Raw genomic sequence first — 19,680 nt, 5'->3', positions numbered from 1 at the left:
GATCAGTGATGCGTAGCGATCCAGTCGCGGTAGGCGGGATGCGTATCCAAAGTAGCAAAACAATAGCCCTTGCGCTGCAGGCCTTCAATCAGCGGCTCGAGCACGGCGGGGGCCCAGGGGTCCTGGCGCGACCAGATGCCCAGGTGCGCCAGCAGGATGTCGCCCGGCTTGATGGTGCGCAGCGCCTGGTCCAGCAGCTTGGCGTTGGGGTATTTGTCGCTGGGCAGTTCGTCGCCCAGGAACCCGGCCGGGGCCCAGCCCACGTGTTCGTAGCCACAGGCCTTGGCGGCGCGCAGGAGGGCCGGCGAGGTCTTGCCGCCCGGGGCGCGATACAGCGGCAGCATGGTCTTGCCCGTCATCTGCTTGAAACGGGTGGCCGACCGGGTGATTTCGGCGCAGTACTGCTCGGCCGTCCAGGTCTGGCGCTTGCCCGTGTCGGGGCCGGCGCTGGGTTTGACGCGGAACTTGCCGTCCGGCAGGTCGCCCTGCCAGTAGACGTGGTCGTAGGTGTGCGAGCCGAACACATGGCCTTCGGCGGCGCGCGCCTTCCACCAGGGCGCCCATTGGTCGTCCAGGCTGCTGCCGTCGGTCAGGGTGCGCTCGTTGGCCAGGAAGAACGTGACCTTGACGTGGTGGCGCGCCAGCACGTCGGCGATCAGCGGGGCCACGCCCATGTGGCCGGTGTCGAAGGTCAGGTAGACGGGCTTTTCGCACGCCGCCGGGGCCGCTGTGGCGGCCGAGGCCGTCATGGCCAGGCAGACAGCGGCGGCAAGGCGTTTAGCGGGTCGGCGCATGATTCAGCGTCCAGACCCCGTGCGGCGACTTGCCCACGTTGACCTGCTTGACGACCTTTTTCTGGTCCAGGTCGACGACGGTGAGCTTGCGCGCCCAGCGCGAGGTGACCAGCAGCGTCTTGCCGTCGGCCAGGACGTCCATGCAGTCCGGGCCGCCCGGCACCGGGAAGGTGTCGACCACGGCCAGCGTCTGCAGGTCGATGCGGCTGATGGAGTTGGCGGTGCGGTTGCTGACGAACAGATGGCGCTTGTCGCCCTGCGCACGGAAGGCGTGCGCGCCGGCGGCGGTCTTGATGCGGGAAATCAGCTTGGCCGGGCCGTTGCTGACGTCGTAGGCCTCGACGTAGGAATCACCGGTCAGCGCCACCAGCAGCGTCTTCTGGTCGGGGGTCAGGAACACGTCGGCCGGCGTCTTGCCCGTGGAGACGGTCCATTTGGGCGTTTGCGTGGCCAGGTCGATGGCGATGAGCTGGTCGCTGTCTTGCAGCGTGACGTACGCCGTGGTGCTCTTGGCGTCGATCATGATGTGGCTGGGCGTCTTGCCCGCGGGGATGCGCTTGACCAGCTTCAGGTCAAAGCCTTTTTCCAGCGGCTTCCAGGCGTAGATGTCGATGTGGTCCAGGCGGTTGGCGGCCGTGACGAACCATTTCATGTCCGGCGAGAACTGCAGCTGGTAGGGATCGACGATGCCGGTCAGGGTGCGCTGCACCTCGCCGGTGTTGGGGTCCATCAGCGTGATCGAGTCGCCGGTGGCGTTGGCCACCATCAGCGACTTCTTGTCAGGCGTGAGATACAGGTGATGCGGTTCCTTGCCCGTGGGCACGCGCCGCACTTCGGTGTAGGTGGCGGGATCGACGATGCTGACGTTGGCGTCCAGGGAATTCAGGACAAAGATGGGGGCAGACACCGCCGCGGCGCTGAGCGCCATCCCTGCACCGGCAATGGCGCAGCGGACAAAATGCAAGGGATTCAATTTCCAGGTCCGACAAGAGGGGATCGGGAGCCGATCCCAATGCCCGCCATTTTGGCATAGCCACCTGTCAAAAAACCGTAAGCCAAAACCCAATCCGGCGCGCTCCGGGCAAAGGCTCGGCCGTGTTGCGACCCCGCAACAACGGCGGCCTCGCCCAGCCTGCAACAATCGGAAAAATCATTTGGCGCCAACGGGTTGCGGGCTGGCGTCGATCCAGTTTCCGAACGACACATCGCTGCCCTGGAGCCGCGGCGCGCGGCTGGCGGTATTGGCCCCCAGGTCGGCCTCGCGCACCCCGCCCTGGGCGCCGATGACGAAGCTGCCGATGCCGGCCTGGCCGTAGCGGGCGGGCCAGGCGATGATCCAGTAGCCGTCGCCGCCACGCGCCGGCAGCACCTTGTAGCGATAGCCGTCGTAGGCGTCGGCCACCGGCACGTCCGGCCCCATTGCCAGCGCGTCCGGGCCGAAGGCCTGCGGCGGGTAGCCGGGCAGTTCGGGCCAGTACAGGCCGTCCGTGGTGCCGGGCCGGCTGACCAGCCGGTCGGCGTAGCGACCCTGGCCCACGCCGTCGCGGTAGCGAGCCTGGGCGGCTTGCAGCGCGTGCAGGGTATCGATGGTGCTCAGCTCATTGCGGCCAATGGTGCGGCGGCGGATTTCGGCCTTGCCGGCCACCGGGTCGAAGCGCCACCCCTGCGCGACGCGCACGATCGGCACCGCCATGGTCCAGCCCGAATCGCCCACGCCCACCCAGGCGCGCCGGTCGCCGTCGGCAATCACGTCGTGCTTGCGGGCCCAGGCGGCCAGGAAACGGTAGATGTCGTCCTGCGCCACGCCACCGGGCACGATCTGCCGGTAGTCCGGCCCCAGCACCTTGGCCATGGCCTCGCGGTCGCTGGTGGCCAGGGCCTGGCCGAACGCGTCGGCCGCCGCCTGGGGCGTGGGATAGGTCTGCTGCGCCGAAGCGGGCGCAGCCAGGGCGGCCAGGGCCAGCAACGCGGCGGCGCCTGCCAGGCGGATGCCGTGGCGGGCGTGACGGGCAAGCGCATTCATCATGGAGACTCCGCTGTTCATGGTGCCTACCTCCGGCCGCCGAAATGACCGCCGCCACCGCCAAGATGCCCGCCGCCACCACCGCCGACGCGTCCGCCGCCCGAACGCGAACCCTCGCCGCCCCGAGGCGCGACCTGCGCGCGATCGGTGCGCTGGGCCTGCTGGCGCATGCGGTCGCCGTTGCCGGCGTCGCGTAGCGCATTGCTGCCGTTGTTGGCGCGGGAACGGTCGCGTGCCGCCGCGGCATCGGCCCGTTGGCGCTCAGCCGCCGCCTGGCGGTCAGCCGAGGGCGCCTGGCGCTGCGCGGAAGGGGGACGGCGATCTGCCGAAGGCGTGCGGCGGTCGGCCGCCGGATCGCGGGCCGCCCCCGGCGCGCGGGTGCCGGCGCCGCCCTGCCCCAGGCGGTCGCCGCCACGGGGTTCGACGTGGCCGGGAATGGATTGACCGGTGCGGCCCTGGAACGATTGCGCGGCGCGGTCACGGGCGGCTTCGCGCGAACCCGGTGCGGGCGCCGGGCGCCCGTCAGGACGTCCCTGGCCCCGGTTCTGCAAATTGGCCTGGCGCTGGCTGTCAAAGCGCTGGCGGCTGCCCGCGTCTGCATAAGGCACGTTGCCGCGGTGGTCCGGGTTGTGCTGCCAGTTCGCGCGATTGCCGTTGGCGGTGTTGATGCGCTGGTTCACGTTGATGTTGTTGTACCGATTGACGTTGATATCGACGTCGTTATGGCCCCAGTTGAAACCGCCCCACATCGAATCCACGGCCGCCACGCCCAGCCCGAAGCCGATCCCGGCCACCAGCGAGGTGGCGAACACGGACCCCGGGGGTGGCGGGTAGTACGCGGGGGGGTAGGCGGGATAAGGCCAGGTGCCGTAGACCACGGTCGGGTTGTAACTGGGCACGTAGACCACCTGCGGGTCGGCCGGCTCGATCACCACGACGGTCTTGCCGCCCGTGTCGCTGGAGGTGACCTTCTGCTGCGGCGTGCTCTTCAGGTTACCGGCCTGGCGGGCCTGGGCGCGCAGCCGCTGCACCGAATCCATGACGTCGTCAGGCTGCGCCAGGAAGGCATCGCCCACCGATTTCACCCAGGCTGGCTGGCGGCCCATCATATCCATCACCGACGGAAACGCGACCAGCGACTTGACGCTGGGGTCCCAGGCTTCGGGTTCGACGGCCTTGGCGGCCGCGTCGCCGGTCAGATTGGTGTGCGCGGCGGACCACTGCGCGGCCGCGGCGATGTCGTCGGGGTAGGTGGCCCCCATCAACACTTGCGACAGGAGGGCATCGGGATACAGCGCCACGGGCGCCAGCAGTTGGTCGAGCTGTCCCTTGTCGAGCTTGGCCTGCGCCATGGCGGGCAGGCAGATGGCCAGGCCCAGACACAGGCAGCCGATGAACCACGCTTGCAGTCGACGCATTTCCCGTTCTCCATGATCGCAACGCAACTGCTACAAGCGGGGTGGAACCGCCGGATACCGCGCAGACAATATATCCCGAAACCGGCGCCGGGCAAGCGCCGATTTCGGGACGGGCATCAAAGGCCGGGCAGAACGGCCGGGCGTTACAGCTTGGCGACCGAGACTTCGGTGGCCTTGACGAAGGCCAGCACCTCGGTACCCACCTGCAGGTCCAGTTCCTTGACGGACCGGGTAGTGATGACCGACGTGACGATGCCGGCGGGGGTGTCCACGTCGACTTCGGAAACCACCGGGCCCAGGATGATTTCCTTGATCTTGCCGCGGAATTGGTTGCGGGCGTTGATGGATTGAATGCTCATGGTCCTGCTCCTAAGTAATGGGAAAAAAACCGGCGACAAGCGCCTGCGCGTTGCCTGCGCCGGCGCATGGAACCGCGGTGGCGGCCCGGGCTGGACGGATCTAGACCGCCAGCCGCAGGTGCCGTATCTGTATGACCGGCGCGAGGGGCCGGTCCCCTTGCGCCGACGCTTCCTGCTGCGCTTGCTGCTTCATCACCACGCGCAACACGCGCGCTTCCAGCGCCGCGAACGCGGCCGAACCGCGAGCCCGGGGCCGCGCCAGCGTCACGCGTTCGCCCAGCGCCACGCGGCCATCCTCGATCACCAGGATGCGGTCGGCCAGCGCCACGGCTTCGCCAACGTCGTGCGTCACCAGCACCGCGGTAAAGCCGTCGCGCCGCCAGATGTCTTCGATCAGCTGCTGCATGCCGATGCGCGTCAGCGCATCCAGCGCGCCCAACGGCTCGTCCAGCAGCAACAGGCCCGGCCGATGCACCAGCGCCCGGGCCAAGGCGACGCGCTGGCGCTGGCCGCCCGACAACTGCGCCGGCCAGTCGCCGCCGCGGTCGCCAAGGCCCACCTGGCGCAGCACGGCGGCGGCCTGCGCCCGCGCTTGTCCGGGCAGGCCCAGCGCCACGTTCCGCAGCACGGTCTTCCAGGGCAAGAGACGCGCGTCCTGGAACATCATGCGCACCCGGCTGTCCGCCGACCACTGCGGAAAGTTGTCGAACAGCACCGGCGACCGGGTGGGCAGGCCGCCCTGCTCGCCGCTGGCGGTCTCCAGCCCCGCCAGCAGGCGCAGCAGCGTGCTCTTGCCGCAGCCGCTCTGCCCCACCACCGCGACGAACTCACCCGGCGCGAATTCCAGGTCCAGGCCATCGAGCACCACGCGTTCGCCGTAGCGCTTGGCCAGCTTGCGCAGGGTCACGCGCAGCGCGGGCCGGGCCCCGGGCTCGTCGTCAGGCCCGGCATCCGGCTCGATCCGCCCCGGCACGTCCAGGTGCTGCAGCAGCTCGAACTCGTTGGGGTTGATGAACATGGCCGAGGCCTCCTGTGGCGTGCGCCGCGCCCTAGCGGGTTGCGGCCAGCTTCTGTTGGTAGTCGGTCTTGACGAAGCCGGCGAACGACTTTTCGGTCACGGCCAGGAACTCGGGCGAGGCATAGGCCGCGGCGATGTCCTTCACGAAAGGCTTGTCCAGGTCGGCCGTGCGCACCGCCACCAGGTTCTGGTAGGTGGGCGTGGTCTTTTCCAGCGCCAGCGCTTCTGTCAGCTTCAGGCCCGAGGCCAGCGCGAAATTGCCGTTCACGAACGAATAGTCGGTGTCTTCCAGCGAACGCGGCAGTTGCGCGGCTTCCAGCGGGATCAGCTTGATCTTCCTGGTGTTCACGGCCACGTCCTTCTCGGACACCTGCAAGGGGTCATAGCCCTCGCGCAGCTTGATCCAGCCCAGTTCCTGCAGCACCACCAGCGCACGGGCCTGGTTGGTGGGGTCGTTGGGCACCGCCACGCTCACGCCCTCGGGCGCGGCGTCCACGCTCTTGTACTTGCGGCTGTAGATGGCGATGGGCGCGGTGGGCACCTTGACCAGCTCCGACAGTTCCAGCTTGTTCTTGGCCGCGAAGTTCTTCAGGTACACGATGTGCTGGAACGCGTTGGCATCCAGCGCCCCTTGCGCCAGCGCGAAATTGGGCTGCACGTAGTCATTGAATTCGACGATGCGCACGGTGTATCCCTGCTTTTCCAGGATGGGCTTGATGCCCAGCTTGATCTGGTCACTGTAGGGGCCGGCGGTGGCGCCGAACACGATTTCCTTCTTGGCCGGGTCGGCGGCCTGTGCGCCGGATGACAGCGACAGCGCGGCGGCGGCCAGCGCCAGGGTCAGGAGATTGCGGGTCATGAACATGGTCTTGCCTCTGGAATCAGCGTTTGTCGATGCGTCGCGCGACGGTATTGCCGGCGAACTGGATGATCTGCACCAGCACGACGAGCAGCGCCACGGTGAGCACCATCACGTCGGTCTGGAAGCGGTAATAGCCATAGCGGATGGCCAGGTCGCCGATGCCGCCGCCGCCCACCACGCCCGCCACCGCGGAATAGGACAGGAAGCTGACGGCCAGCACGGTCAGCGCCAGCACCAGGCCCGAGCGCGCTTCCACCAGCAGCACGCGGCGCACGATCTGCAATTCCGACGCGCCGGCCGCGTGCGCGGCCTCGATGACGCCGCGCGGCACCTCGCGCAGGCACTGTTCGACCAGGCGGGCGAAATACGGAATGGCGGCGAACGACAGCGGCACCGCGGCGGCCACCGGCCCGATCGACGTGCCGGCGATGACCCGCGTGAACGGCACCAGCGCCACCAGCAGGATGATGAAAGGGAACGAGCGCACGGTATTGACCGTCCAGCTCAGCAGCCGGTGCGCCACCGGGCGGTCCAGCGACTGGCCCGGCCCGGTCAGGAACACCAGCACGCCCAGCGGGCCGCCCAGCAGGATCGACGCGGCCAGCGCGATGCCCAGCATCAGGAAGGTCTGGCCGACGGCCACGCCCAGTTCGGGCAGCAATTGCACAAAGGTGTCCAGCATTACGCGACCTCTTCATAGGGGTGGGTGGCTTCGCGGATGAGCTCGCGGCCCAGCGCCGAGGACAGGTGCACGCCGGCACCCGAGATCTCGGCCTGCTCCAGCACCTGGCCGTTCTCCATCACGGCGACGTGGCGGCACAGCGCGCGCACCACGGCCAGTTCGTGCGTGACGATCACGATGGTCACACCCAGGCGCTTGTTGATGTCGCGCAGCACACTCAGTACGGAACGGGTGGTTTCCGGATCCAGCGCCGAGGTCGGCTCGTCGCACAGCAGCACCGCTGGCTCGCTGGCCAGGGCCCGGGCGATGGCCACGCGCTGCTTCTGGCCGCCCGACAATTGCGCCGGATAGCTGGTCGTCTTGTCGGTCAGGCCGACGATTTCCAGGCAGTCGCGCACGCGCGCCGAAATCTGTTCGCGGCTGCGTCCGCCGTGCACGCGCAAGGGGAAAGCCACGTTCTCGAACACGGTTTCGTTCTGCAGCAGATTGAACTGCTGGAAGATCATGCCGATGTTCTGGCGCGCGGCGCGCAGGTCGCGCTTGGCCAGCGCGGTCAGCTCGGTACCGCCGACGCGCACGGTGCCCTCGTCGGGGCGCTCGAGCAGGTTGATCAGGCGCAGCAGCGTGGACTTGCCCGCGCCGCTCTTGCCGATGATGCCGAAGGTGTCGCCCGCGCGGATCGACAGCGACACGTCGCGCACGGCGTCAAAGCGCCCGGCGCGTGTCGCGAAGGCCTTGCTCACGCCATCCAGGCGGATGAGCGGCTGGGCGGCGGCGGCAACGTCGGTCAGGGAAGCAATATCGGTCATCGGATCAGGGAAAGGGTCGTCATGCGTATCAGGAATACGCGGTGGGTTCGGGAATCTGGTCCAGCAGCGCATAGCGGCCCAGGTCGCGGATCTTGTAGGCCACGGGGTCATGCAGCGTGTGCACGCGGGCGTTGCGCCAGAAGCGGTCGTAGCCGTAGCGCGCGGCCGTGGACGAGGCGCCGGTGACGTCGAACAGGCCAGTGCCGACATCCAGCGCGGCGCGATGCGCCAGCACCTTGGCCTGGGCGCCGGCCACGGCCACGTCGCCGCGTTCGTCGGCGGTCAGCGACGTCCCGCGCGCCAGCGCGGCGTCCAGCTTCTGCCCCGCCAGGTCGGCCAGCGCCTGCGCGGCCTGCACCCGCAGCCAGAACTCGCCGAAGCGTTCCTGCACATAGGGGTCGTCGACCTGCCGCTGCACGTCGGACGCGAACCAGGGCCGCGCGTGGTCGCGCACATAGCGGCGCGCCTCCTGGAAGGCGCCGCGGGCGATGCCCAGGTACAGATTGGTCATGATCAACTGCGCCACCTGCGAACGCAGCGTGGCGCGCGGCGTGGGCGCCACGCCCGGGGCCTGCAGCACCTGGATCGGTTCAAGCCGAACGTGATCGAACCGCACGGTGCCGCTGTCGGTCTGGCGCTGGCCGAAGGCGTCCCAGTCGGGGTTGACCGTGATGCCGTCGGTGCGCGTCGGCAGCGCGGCGATCAGCGCCGTACCGGAGGTCTTGTGCCAGGCCGAAAACGTCAGCAGGTCCGACCCCACCGAGCCGGAACTGAAATTCTTCACGCCATCGATGCGATAGCCGTCCAGCTCGGCGCGCGCCACCACCCGCCGGTCCAGCGGATTGAGCGCATTGCCCCAGAACAGGTTGCGTTCCACGGTAGGCCGCAGGAAATACGCGTGTTGTTCGGTGGTGCCGTACAGCAGCACGCCCGCCACCTGTAGATGGTGAAAGCCGAACACGTGCGCCAGGGCGCTGTCGGCCTCGGCCAGCGTGCGCACGGCCGCAAGCACCGTGGACCAATGGGCCCCCGCGCCGCCGTACTGCGTGGGCACCGACAGGCGCAGCAGGCCGCTGGCGCGGATCAGTTCACGCTCGGCGGCGGCATGGCCACCTGCCCGGTCGCGTTCCACGGCGGTAGCGGCCAGTTGCGCCGCCAGGGCCTGGAGGGCACCGGCGGCATCGGCGGCGCGGGCCGGCGCGGCCCCGGCGTTCGGCGCCGGGCGTGTGTCTTGGTCTGTGGAAATCTTGGCCATGGAATCTCGTTGCAAAAGTGCGCGCTCAGGCCGGCCGGTAGGCCGGATTCCAGCGCAGCAGGCGCCGCTCAAGCGCCCGGGCCAGCGTGTCGGCCACCTTGCCCAGCAAGGCATAGAGCAGGATGCCCAGCAGCACCACGTCGGTCTGCAGGAATTCGCGCGCGTTCATGGTCATGTAGCCGATGCCGGACTGCGCCGAAATGGTTTCCGTGACGATCAGGATCACCCACACCAGCCCCAGCGCGAAACGCAGGCCGACCAGGATCGACGGCAACGCGCCCGGCAGGATCACGTCGCGATACAGGCGCCAGCCCGTCAGGCCATACGAGCGCCCCATCTCGATCAGCGCCGGGTCGACCGAGCGGATGCCGTGAAAGGTATTCAGGTAGACGGGAAAGAACACGCCCAGCGACAGCAGCACGAGCTTGGCGGTTTCCTCGATACCGAACCACAGGATGATCAGCGGAATCAGCGCCAGCACCGGAATGTTGCGGATCATCTGCAAGGTGGTATCCAGCAGCGTTTCGGCGGTGCGAGACGAGCCGTTCAGCAAGCCCAGCGCCAGGCCTAGCCCGCCGCCCAGCAGCAAGCCCCACAGCGCCCGCAGGGCGCTGATGCGCACGTGCTGCCAGAGCTCGCCCGACACGGCCAGCGACCATGCCGCCGCGGCCACGCTGGAGGGCGCGGGCAGAATCCGTGACGACAGCCAGCCGGCCTGCGCGGCCAGCTGCCACACGAGCAGGATCAGGGCGGGAACCAGCCACGGCGCCAGCGCCGCGCGCCAGCCGCCGGGCTTGTGGGCGGCGTTCATCAGCTGGCCGATTCCTTGGGCACCAGTTCGGTGGCCATGACCTCGCCGAACGGACCCGTCAGCACGGTGTTGCCGACCTTTTTGCCGCCCTTGCCGGGCAACAGCGGGAACACCAGTTCGGCAAAACGGTACGACTCTTCCAGGTGCGGATAGCCCGAGAAAATGAAGGTCTCGATGCCCAGATCCGCGTATTCCTGGATGCGCGCCGCCACCGTCTCGGGATCGCCCACCAGGGCCGTGCCGGCGCCGCCGCGCACCAGCCCCACGCCGGCCCACAGGTTGGGCGAAATTTCCAGGTGCTTGCGCCCGCCCTGCTCGTCGTTGAGCTTGCCGCCGTGCAGCGCCGCCATCCGCCGCTGGCCTTCGGAATCCATTTTCGAGAATGCGGCCTGCGCGGCGCGCACCGAGTCTTCGCTGAGATGGCTGATCAGTTCGTCGGCCGCGGCCCAGGCCGCGTCTTCCGTCTCGCGCACGATGACGTGCAGGCGGATGCCGAAACGCACCGTACGGCCATGCCTGGCAGCGCGGGCGCGCACGTCCGCGATCTTGGCGGCCACGGCATCGGGCGCCTCGCCCCACGTCAGGTAGACATCCAGCTGCTCGGCCGCCAGTTCGTGCGCGGCCTCGGACGAGCCACCGAAATACAGCGGCGGATAGGGCTTTTGCACCGGCGGGTAGATCACCTTGCCGCCCTTGGACACCAACTGCTCGCCTTCGAAGCTGTAGCCCTCGGCCTCGTGGCTGTTAGCCAGGATGCCGCGCCAGATGCGCAGGTAATCGGCCGTGATGGCATAACGCTGGTCGTGGCTGACGAATACGCCATCGCCTTCCAGTTCGCCCGGATCGCCGCCGGTCACCACATTGACCAGCAGCCGGCCTTCGGACAGGCGATCGAACGTGGCGGCCATGCGCGCCGAGAACTGCGGCGAGCTGACACCCGGCCGGATCGCCACCAGGAATTTCAGGCGTCGCGTCGCGCCGATGAGGCTGGACGCCACCACCCAGGCGTCTTCGCACGAGCGGCCGGTAGGCAGCAGCACGCCGTCATAGCCCAGCGTATCGGCTGCCACCGCCACCTGGCGGAAGTAATCGTAGCTGGCAGCGCGTGCGCCCTGGCTGGTGCCGAGGTAGCGCGAGTCGCCGTGGGTGGGAATGAACCAGAAGACGTCCATGGAGGGCCTGCCCTTGTCTATTTCAGGTCCGACGGCGCGGCGTCGAACACGTTGAGAGGTTTGGGGATGAGCTTGAGCGCGTGAAACGCGTCCGCCACCTGCTGCTGCTCTTGCAGCACTTCCCGCGTGATGGGCTGCACGCCATAGGCCAGTCGGTCGGCCGCCAGCTCGACGACCGCTTTATCCAGCCCCAGCACCGGCTGCAACAGCGCGACGGCTTCTGCACGATGATCGCGCGCCCACAGGTCGCCCTTGCGCACTTCATCGAGCACCGTCCGGATCACGTCCGGATGCGCCTTTTCATAGGCCCGCGCCGCCAGGAAGAATTGATAGTTCTTCACCACGCCCGTGCCGTCGGCCAGCACGCGCGCACCCAACTGCTTTTCGGCGGCAGCCTGAAACGGATCCCAGATCACCCACGCATCGACCGCGCCACGCTCGAACGCGGCGCGCGCATCGGCTGGCGTCAGGTAGGCCACATTGACGTCGCCATAGGCCACGCCGGCACGCTCCAGCTGCTTGACCAGCAGATAGTGCACGTTGGAGCCCTTGTTCAGCGCGACCTTCTTGCCTTTCAGGTCGGCCACGCTCTTGATGGATGAATCCTTGGGCACCAGGATGGCTTCGCTGGTGGGCGACGGCGGCTCGTTGCCGACGTACACCAGCGCCGCGCCGGCCGCCTGGGCAAATACCGGCGGCGCTTCGCCGACGGTACCGAAGTCGATGGAACCGACGTTCAAGCCTTCCAGCAATTGCGGGCCGGCGGGAAACTCGGTCCACTTCACGGTGATGCCTTGCGCGGCCAGGCGCTTGTCCAGGTCACCCAGCGCCCGCACGATGGTCAGGGTGCCGTACTTCTGAAAGCCGATGCGCAGCGTCTTGGCCTCCTGCGCCTGCGCCGCGGGCCACAGCAGCGCTGCGCACAGCAACGCCGCCAACCAGCGGAACACGGAAAGACGGGACACCCAGATCACGCTGCGCATGGAAAACCTCCGTTTCAGACGCTGAAGCCGCCCGCAAGTGCGAGCCGGCCCAGGTCAAATGCTTCGTTGACGACCGCACCGCGCGGCGCCACCTGTTCGGCCAGCCGCTCGACCGAATCCTCCAGCCGCGCCAGCACGTCCGCATCGATCTGGCTAACGCCCGCATCATCGATGCTCACCTGCTTATCGGTGGCATAGACCCCCGCCAGAATGTGCCGCGCACCCAACGCCGACAGCACGGGCTTCAAGCCATACTCCAGCGCCAGCAGATGCGCCGGACTGCCGCCGGTGGCAATCGGCAGCACCACCTTGCCCGCCAGCGCCTTTTCGTCCAGCAGATCCAGCACCGCCTTCAGCCCACCCGAAAACGAAGCCTTGTAGACGGGCGTGGAAATCAGCACGGCATCGGCCGTGGCCACCCGCGCCCGCAAGGCATTGGCGGCGGCCCCGGTGTAATGCCCCTCGACCAGGTCTTCGGCGGGAATGTCGCGCAACCCCAATTCGACGATGCCCAACCCCCGCGCCCGCAACAGCTGCGCGGCATGGCGCAGCAAGGCGGAAGAACGGGAGCGCTGCGACGGACTGCCCGCCAGGGTAAGAATGCTCATGTCAGATGGCCGGTGTAGCGTTGAAGAATCCTGCTCGGCGCCAGGCCGTGTCAGAAGGCGGGAATCAGCGAACCCTTGAATTCGCTTTCGATGAAGGCCCGCACTTCGGGCGACTGATAGGCGGACACCAGCTTCTTGACCCAGGGCTGGTCACGGTCTTTGGTACGCACGGCAATGACGTTGGCATAAGGCCCATCCGCCGCTTCGCGCCCAATGGCATCCCGCGCCGGCACCAGGCCGGCCTGCGTGGCGTAGTCGTTATTGATGGAAGCCGCCGTCAGGTCATCCAGCGAACGCGGCAATTGCGCGGCATCCAACGCCACCAGCTTGAGCTTGCGCGGATTGGAAACCACATCGAGCGGCGTGGCATTGTTCTTCTGCTCGGCCTCTGGCTTGAGAGTAATGAGCTTATAAGCCGCCAGCAGACGCAACGCCCGGTTGCCATTGGAAGGATCATTCTGAATACCGACGGACGCGCCTTCCGGCAGGTCGTTGAGCGATTTGATCTTGCGCGAATAGAACCCCAACGGCGCAGTGACGGTCAGCCCCACCGGCACAATGTCAAAGCCGCGCGCCTTGATCTGGTTATCGAGGAAAGGCTTGTGCTGGAACGCATTGGCATCCAGGTCACCGGCATTGAGCGCCGCGTTGGGCAGCTGGTAATCATTGAATTTGACGAGCTTGATCTCAAGGCCCTGGCGAGCGGCAACCTGCTTGACGACGTCAAAGATCTTCTCGGTGGTACCGACGGAGATGCCGACAGTGATGGTCTTTTTATCTTGCGTATCGGCATGGGCGGCAGGCGCGATTGCAAAGGCGATTGCGGTGATGGCCAGCAGGTTTTTGGCGAACGACATCTTGTTTTTTCCGAGTATGCAAAGAATCGATGGCTGATTCTGGCATCGTGGGGCGGGGCGGAAAAATACTTAGTCGGTATGAAGTTATGTGTTGAAGATTGATCTGGAGGGGAATGGCTTTGTTTTGGAAATATGACGATATTTCTTGGGGTTTTAGGGGGAATGGGTTGTGCGTGGGTTTGAGTTCTTAAGTCGCGCTTGGCGGTGTCGAGGTATGGAGGGCGGGGCTACGATTGCGGTCCGGAGCCTTCGCTCCGGACTTCCCCTTCGTCATCCTCGTACAGGCCTTCGGCCTTCCCTACGGATTCCCTCGGGCGCATCTACACGCCCCGCCCTCCATACCTCGACACCGCCAAGCGCTCACGATTAGGATCAGTCACGGACGTTGGGGCGGACGGTGTGCTTGGCGTTTTTTTCACGGTCAGTGGGGGTGGGCGGGGTGGGACGGGGCCCGCTTCGTGCCGGCCGCGCGGGCGGCCTTACGAAGCTTACGCGGCGTCTTGCGGGCACCGATGCCGCTCTCGCGTGTAGGTGAGGATGTTGTTTTCTAGCGGCGCGGATGCCGTAGCGTTCCACATCAGTGTGCAGCGCCTGATGGGCGGCGCGCGAGACGATCAGCATGCGCAAGCAGGACTCCGCCGCGCCGCCCATCACCGCCCCACCCCCACGATGTGCGACCCAATAGAAAACCCATCTCCAACAGCGCGAAGCGCACCCGCAACACTGTCAGCAACACGAATGCCAAACGTGGCCGCCCGCGCGGCCGCGGCTTGGCGACCCTGCAGATCTCATGCCCTGACCACAGGTCTAGCAACGCAACAACCCGAGACACGCGTAGTCCCTCGCGGCGGTGGCATGCGGGGCGGGCAACCTCGATGCGCCCGAGGGAATCGGAAGGGAAGGCCGAAGGCCTGGACGACGATGACGACGGGGCAGTCCGGAGCGAACGCTCCGGACCGCAATCGTGGGCGCCCGCCCCGCATGCCACCGCCGCGAGGGACGACCTACGAAGTACCGAACGCCCTATGAAGCCCAGAGCGACCTACGAAGCACCGAACGCCCTACGAAGCCCAGAGCGACCTACGAAGCACCAAGCAACCGAAGAAGCATCACGCAATCACCCCTCGGAAGTCCCCCGCCACATGCTCCAAAGGCAACCGACTCCGCCCCACCCCAAAAAGCTTCTCCCGGAGCGTCCCCTCGACATAAGAAGTCTTGAAAACCCCACGTTCCTGCAACTCAGGCACCACCAGATCGATAAAGTCCGAATAGCACTCAGGCGTCACCGTACGCGCCAGATTGAAGCCATCGATATCGGTTTCTTCCACCCAGGACGCCAGCTCCTCTGCCACCTGCGCCCCGCTGCCCACCAGCGCCGGATAACGACCGCCCAGCGCCATATCCGCCAGCAGGTCATTCACCGTTCGATCCGTCCTGGCCACCGTCAGATTCTTCACGGCCGACTCGATCGCGTTGTTCTTCACATAGCGTATCGGCTCGTCGTTCCTGTATTGCGAAAAATCGATGCCCGTCGAACTTGCGTAATGCGCCAGCCCCGCCTGCGGACTGGCGTACCGCAAATATTCCGCGTGCTTTTCCCTGGCCTCGGCTTCCGTCTTGCCCACCACCGCCGTCACGCCCATGAAGAACTTGATATCGCTCGGATCGCGGCCTTCCTTGGCGACCGACTCGCGGACGCTGGCCACCAGCTTGCGCAGGCCTTCCTTGGTTTGGCTCGACACGAACACGCATTCCGCGTGGCGTGCCGCGAACGCTTGGCCGCGGCCTGACGAGCCGGCCTGGTACAGCACCGGCGTGCGTTGGCGTGATGGTTCCGACAGATGGTAGCCCTGCACCTTGTAGTACTTGCCCGCGTGATCCACCCGGCGTACCGCCGCCGGGTCCGCGTACACACGCGCCGCGCGGTCCGCGCGCACCGCATCGTCGTCCCAGCTGCCTTCCCACAGCTTGTAGGCCACTTCCAGGAACTCGTCCGCACGGTCGTAGCGTTCGTCGTGCGCGATCTGTTCCGACAGGCCCATCGCCCGCGCCGCGCTTTCCAGATAGCCCGTCACGATGTTCCAGCCGATGCGGCCGTTCGTCAGGTGGTCCAGCGTCGAAAAACGGCGAGCCAGCAGGTAGGGAGCCTCGTACGTCAGGTTCACCGTCACCCCGAAACCCAGGTGTCGCGTCGCGGCCGCCATGGCCGATACCGTCAGCAGCGGGTCGTTCACCGGCAACTGGATCGACTCGCGCAGCGTCAGGTCCGCCGAGTCCTGGTACACGTCGTACACCCCCACGATATCGGCCAGGAACAGGCCGTCGAACAGGCCGCGCTCCAGCAGGCGCGCCAGGTCAGTCCAGTAGTCCAGCGTCTTGTACTGCGTCGACGTATCACGCGGGTGCGTCCACAAACCGTGGTTGATGTGGCCCACGCAATTCATGTTGAACGCGTTCAGGAGGATTTGCTTCTTCGCCATGGCGTGCCGCTTTCCAAAAGGTCAGGTAGTGCCGACCCGGCCGGGGACCGCGTCGTTCAGGTAGTAGTTGCCCACCGCGTGGCGCTTCCAGCGCACCGGGTCGTGCAGCGTGTGGGTGCGCGCGTTGCGCCAGTGGCGGTCCAGGTTCAGGTGGTCCAGCGTGGCCTGCGTGCCGGCCAGTTCGAACAACTTCGTGCCCGCCGCCAGCGCCGATTCCGTCGTCAGCGCGCGGGCCTCGGCCACCGCGATGGCGGCGGCTGCCACCAGGTGCGGTTGCGGGTCTGCTGTTGCCACGTCCAGGATGCGGCCGGCGCGCGCCACCAGCGCCCTTGCGGCATCCAGGCGGATCGACAGGCGGCCGAACTCGCTGAGCGTGAGCGGGTCGTCGGCCGCGCGCTCCACGCCCGCATCGATCCACGGGCGCGAGCGGTTGCGCACGAACTCCAGCGCATCCGCCAGCGCCGCCTGGCCGATGCCCAGGTCGATCGCGGCGTGGATGATCTGCGCCAGCGGCTTGATCGTGTTGGGCGGCGCGGTGGGGTCGACCAGCACCATCACGTTCTCGGCCGGCACCGGCACATCCTTGAACAGCACCGTGCCGCTGCCCGTCACGCGCTGGCCAAAGCCCGACCAGTCGTCGATCACCTCCACGCCGGGGCTGTCGCGGCGCACGAAGGCCAGGCGCTGGATCGCGTCGTCGCCCACCGTCGCGGTGGGAATCCACTGGGCATAGAGGGCGCCCGTGCAATAGAACTTGCTGCCGTTGATGCGCCAGCCGCCCTCGCCATCGGGCGACAGGCGGGTGCGGCGTTCAGCGGCGGTACGGGTGCCGATCTCGGCCAGGGCGTTGCCGAAGCGTTCGCCGGCCAGGGCGCGGGCGTAGAAGCGGCGCTTCTGGTCGGCGCTGCCGTTCACGCGCAGCACTTCCAGCGCGTAATAGTGGTTTTGCGGAATCTGGCCCAGCGAGCCGTCGGCCCCCGAAATGATGGCCGTCACTTCGGCCAGCGTCACCCGCGACACCCCCGCGCCGCCGTATTCGCGCGGCACCGTGATGCCCCACAGGCCGGACTGGGAATAGCGCTCCAGTTCCGGCAGCGGCAGGCGCCGTTCGCGGTCGCGCTGGGCGGCCTCCAGGGCGAAGTCGGCCGCCAGCGCGCGCGCAACGTCCAGCGCCTGGGCATCGTTGGCGATGATCGCGGCGCGCTGGGGCGCCAAGGTCGAAACAGGCGTGTCGCTCATGGCTCAGATCCAGGAATGGCGGTTGGGGCGGCGGCCGTTCAGCAGGTAGTTGCCCACGGCGTGGTACTTCCAGCGCACCGGGTCGTGCAGCGTGTGAGTGCGGGCATTGCGCCAATGGCGATCCAGGTTGAATTCCGCCAGCGATGAACGCGAGCCGGACAGCTCGAACAGCGTTTCGCTGGCGGCCAGCGCGATCTCGGTGGTCAGCGCCTTGGCGCGCGCCACCGCGATGGAGGCGGCGGCCACGTCGTCGGCGTCCAGCGTGCGCGGGGTGGCGTCGTCCAGGTGCGCGGCCGCTTCCAGCAGCACGGCCTGCGCCGCGTGCAGGTCGATGAACAGGCGGCCCATGTCGCCGATCACGTAAGGGTCTTGCGTGGCGCGTTCCACCCCGGCCTCGGCCCAGGGGCGGGCACGTTCGCGCAGGAACGTGACGGTGTCGTTCAGCGCGGCCTCGGCAATGCCGGCGTCGATGGCGGCCTGCATCAACTGGGCGAACGGACCTTGCAGCGCGGGCTTTTCCTGCACGGTCCAGGCGGGCAGCACGGCATCGGCTTCGACCCGCACGTTGTCCAGCAATACCGTGCCGCTGGCCGTGGTGCGCTGGCCAAAGCTGGACCAATCATCCACCACCGTCAGGCCCGGTGCGCCGCGATCCAGCAGCACGGTCACCAGGCGGCCCTCGGTATCCAGCGCCTTGGTGGGTATCCAGTGCGCGTACAGCGCGCCGGTGGAATAGTATTTGCGGCCCGACAACCGATAGCCATCGCCCTCGGCCACCAGCCGCGCCTGCACGTCGCGGGCATGGCGGGTATGGCGTTCGGGGCCGGCATTGCCCAGCCGGCGGCCGGCCAGCACGCCTTCGTAATAGCGCTGTTTCTGCTGCGGCGTGCCCACCTGGCGCAGCAGGTTGAGCGAGCCGAAATGATTCTGCGGAATCTGGCCCAGCGACGGATCTGCCGCGCTGATGATGCGAAACACCTCGGCCAGCGTCACGTGAGACACCTGGGCGCCGCCATATTCGCGCGGCACGGTGATGCCGCCCAGGCCGCTGGCCGAATAGCGTTCGATCTCGCGCCACGGCAGGCTGCGGTCGCGATCGCGCTGCGCCGCGCCTTGTGCGAAGTCGGCGGCCAGCGCGTGGGCGGCATCGAGGGCCTCGGCATCGCTGTGCAGCCGGGCGGCCGGCACCACGCGGGGCGCCTCGTCGTTGTCCTGCGGAAAGGGGGAAGCTGCGGCTTGCGGCATGAGACAGGGCGCCAGGGGTGAAAACATGCAGCCTATCGGCGCGGCCCGTCACGCGGAAGGACGGATTTCTCATGCGGTTATTTGAAATCGGTATATGCCGCGCAATGCCCCGTGCCACCTGTTAGCAGACGCCGCGGCGGCATAACGAAATCACCAAAGAGTGTTTGCGGGCGGCTTTCGCGCTTGCTTAGAGTCGAGCTTTTCCCAGCCCTGCGCCTTGCCGCCCGCCTTCATGCCTGAACTGGATCTGCCTATTGCCCTGGACTACGACGGCGCGCTGGAAGCCCGGCTGTTCGACGACATCCGCGTCGTGGTGGCGCCCAATGTTCCCGCCACGCGCCTTGAGCCGCCGCGCGACCTGGCCAATACCGACGAGCGCCAGGCGGCCGGTGAATACGCCATCTGGAACACCGTGCACGACCTGTTCATCACGCAGGTGGCCGCGCATGCCATTGCCGGCTTGTTCCGCGACGACACCGAGTTCCAGTTCGCCCTGGCGCGCCAGCTGGGTGACGACGCGGCCCATGCGGAATTCTCGCGTGGCCGTGCCGCCGTGCTGCTGGGCCGCGACCCCTTGCCCGAGGTCGAGCAAGGCGTGCGCGATGCCTGGGACCTGATCGGCGGCTTTGCGCTGCGCAACTGGCAGAACTTCCTGGCCTGGCAGTTCCATTACGAACACTACATCCTGGCGCGCCTGTTCGTGAACCGGCGCACCGCCCGCGTGCTGGACTTCGGCCATCGCGAATTCGGCGAAAACCGCATCCTGCCCGACGAAGAAGCGCACCGCATCCGCATCACGCAGTGGTGGCTGCGCAAGCTGGCGAACGCCAGCGACGCCCAGCGCCATGACTGGACCGAAAGCCTGGTCCAGGCCGACGAAGACGTGCAACGCATCCTTGCACCTTACCTGCGCGATTCCTGGCAACTGAACCGGCGCGCCACCGGCCTGGATACCCGCGGCCACGTCGCGCTGTACGACGCCTGGCGGCGCGAGCTGCTGGCCACGCTGCTGCGCGTAGCCCCCGACGACCTGCCCCCCTTGACCAGCCTGGCCGCCTGACCCGG

The 19,680-nt window shown here is 67.4% G+C and carries 19 protein-coding genes; 1 reads left to right on the top strand and 18 read right to left on the bottom strand.

Annotated features, from left to right (window positions below):
• Nucleotides 1-2 precede the first annotated feature (2 nt).
• The 18 genes from AC6LJ2_RS05550 to AC6LJ2_RS05465 form a co-directional block, all read right to left on the bottom strand.
• Complete coding sequence (locus tag AC6LJ2_RS05550; protein ID WP_263915412.1) at nucleotides 3-794, bottom strand: polysaccharide deacetylase family protein; 792 nt, start codon at nucleotides 792-794, stop codon at nucleotides 3-5.
• Entirely contained in the window at nucleotides 778-1,767 is a 990-nt protein-coding gene (locus tag AC6LJ2_RS05545) for a YVTN family beta-propeller repeat protein (RefSeq protein ID WP_498150983.1), read from the bottom strand. Before AC6LJ2_RS05545 ends, AC6LJ2_RS05550 begins: the two co-directional genes overlap by 17 nt.
• Nucleotides 1,768-1,944: 177 nt before the next feature.
• Nucleotides 1,945-2,838, bottom strand: a complete 894-nt coding sequence (locus AC6LJ2_RS05540) for a DUF2950 family protein (protein ID WP_498150982.1) — start codon at nucleotides 2,836-2,838, stop codon at nucleotides 1,945-1,947.
• Nucleotides 2,839-2,843: 5 nt separating this feature from the next.
• Complete coding sequence (locus AC6LJ2_RS05535) at nucleotides 2,844-4,235, bottom strand: DUF3300 domain-containing protein (RefSeq protein ID WP_498150981.1); 1,392 nt, start codon at nucleotides 4,233-4,235, stop codon at nucleotides 2,844-2,846.
• 143 nt (nucleotides 4,236-4,378) lie between these two features.
• The gene (locus AC6LJ2_RS05530) at nucleotides 4,379-4,594 is read right to left on the bottom strand and encodes a TOBE domain-containing protein (RefSeq protein WP_006227327.1); all 216 of its coding nucleotides are present in this window, start codon (nucleotides 4,592-4,594) and stop codon (nucleotides 4,379-4,381) included.
• Nucleotides 4,595-4,694: 100 nt separating this feature from the next.
• Nucleotides 4,695-5,612, bottom strand: coding sequence for an ATP-binding cassette domain-containing protein (locus AC6LJ2_RS05525; protein WP_498150980.1), 918 nt, complete (start codon nucleotides 5,610-5,612; stop codon nucleotides 4,695-4,697).
• Between the two features lie 31 nt (nucleotides 5,613-5,643).
• The gene (locus tag AC6LJ2_RS05520; protein WP_263915408.1) at nucleotides 5,644-6,477 is read right to left on the bottom strand and encodes a MetQ/NlpA family ABC transporter substrate-binding protein; all 834 of its coding nucleotides are present in this window, start codon (nucleotides 6,475-6,477) and stop codon (nucleotides 5,644-5,646) included.
• Nucleotides 6,478-6,493: 16 nt separating this feature from the next.
• A complete protein-coding gene (locus AC6LJ2_RS05515) occupies nucleotides 6,494-7,156 on the bottom strand; it encodes a methionine ABC transporter permease (protein ID WP_175193218.1) in 663 nt (220 codons plus the stop codon).
• The gene (locus tag AC6LJ2_RS05510; protein WP_263915407.1) at nucleotides 7,156-7,965 is read right to left on the bottom strand and encodes a methionine ABC transporter ATP-binding protein; all 810 of its coding nucleotides are present in this window, start codon (nucleotides 7,963-7,965) and stop codon (nucleotides 7,156-7,158) included. The genes AC6LJ2_RS05515 and AC6LJ2_RS05510 overlap by 1 nt, the downstream gene beginning before the upstream one ends.
• Before the next feature lie 28 nt (nucleotides 7,966-7,993).
• On the bottom strand, nucleotides 7,994-9,220 hold the full coding sequence (locus tag AC6LJ2_RS05505; RefSeq protein ID WP_498150979.1) for an acyl-CoA dehydrogenase family protein: 1,227 nt from the start codon (nucleotides 9,218-9,220) through the stop codon (nucleotides 7,994-7,996).
• 25 nt (nucleotides 9,221-9,245) lie between these two features.
• Nucleotides 9,246-10,031, bottom strand: coding sequence for an aliphatic sulfonate ABC transporter permease SsuC (gene ssuC / locus AC6LJ2_RS05500; RefSeq protein WP_263915405.1), 786 nt, complete (start codon nucleotides 10,029-10,031; stop codon nucleotides 9,246-9,248).
• Nucleotides 10,031-11,203 carry an FMNH2-dependent alkanesulfonate monooxygenase gene (gene ssuD, locus AC6LJ2_RS05495; RefSeq protein WP_498150978.1) on the bottom strand — a complete coding sequence of 391 codons (1,173 nt, stop codon included), beginning with the start codon at nucleotides 11,201-11,203 and terminating at the stop codon, nucleotides 10,031-10,033. The genes ssuC and ssuD overlap by 1 nt, the downstream gene beginning before the upstream one ends.
• Before the next feature lie 17 nt (nucleotides 11,204-11,220).
• Entirely contained in the window at nucleotides 11,221-12,186 is a 966-nt protein-coding gene (locus AC6LJ2_RS05490; protein WP_263915403.1) for a sulfonate ABC transporter substrate-binding protein, read from the bottom strand.
• A gap of 14 nt (nucleotides 12,187-12,200) precedes the next feature.
• The gene (gene ssuE, locus AC6LJ2_RS05485) at nucleotides 12,201-12,794 is read right to left on the bottom strand and encodes an NADPH-dependent FMN reductase (protein ID WP_263915402.1); all 594 of its coding nucleotides are present in this window, start codon (nucleotides 12,792-12,794) and stop codon (nucleotides 12,201-12,203) included.
• Nucleotides 12,795-12,844: 50 nt separating this feature from the next.
• On the bottom strand, nucleotides 12,845-13,651 hold the full coding sequence (locus AC6LJ2_RS05480) for a MetQ/NlpA family ABC transporter substrate-binding protein (RefSeq protein WP_263915401.1): 807 nt from the start codon (nucleotides 13,649-13,651) through the stop codon (nucleotides 12,845-12,847).
• 1,109 nt (nucleotides 13,652-14,760) lie between these two features.
• Nucleotides 14,761-16,131 (bottom strand): LLM class flavin-dependent oxidoreductase, encoded by a 1,371-nt coding sequence (locus tag AC6LJ2_RS05475; protein ID WP_498150977.1) that lies wholly within the window; start codon nucleotides 16,129-16,131, stop codon nucleotides 14,761-14,763.
• 21 nt (nucleotides 16,132-16,152) lie between these two features.
• Nucleotides 16,153-17,370, bottom strand: coding sequence for an SfnB family sulfur acquisition oxidoreductase (locus AC6LJ2_RS05470; RefSeq protein ID WP_263912908.1), 1,218 nt, complete (start codon nucleotides 17,368-17,370; stop codon nucleotides 16,153-16,155).
• A gap of 3 nt (nucleotides 17,371-17,373) precedes the next feature.
• Nucleotides 17,374-18,615 carry an SfnB family sulfur acquisition oxidoreductase gene (locus AC6LJ2_RS05465; protein WP_263912907.1) on the bottom strand — a complete coding sequence of 414 codons (1,242 nt, stop codon included), beginning with the start codon at nucleotides 18,613-18,615 and terminating at the stop codon, nucleotides 17,374-17,376.
• A 232-nt stretch (nucleotides 18,616-18,847) separates the two neighbouring features.
• Between AC6LJ2_RS05465 and AC6LJ2_RS05460 the strand changes: the two genes are divergently transcribed.
• Nucleotides 18,848-19,675: a hypothetical protein gene (locus tag AC6LJ2_RS05460; RefSeq protein ID WP_263912906.1), complete on the top strand. Its 828-nt coding sequence runs from the start codon at nucleotides 18,848-18,850 to the stop codon at nucleotides 19,673-19,675.
• Nucleotides 19,676-19,680 lie beyond the last annotated feature (5 nt).

Source organism: Achromobacter sp. 1014246743 (assembly GCF_059760725.1).
Note: the sequence above shows the minus strand (reverse complement) of the source record. Positions and strands in the feature narration are given on the sequence as shown.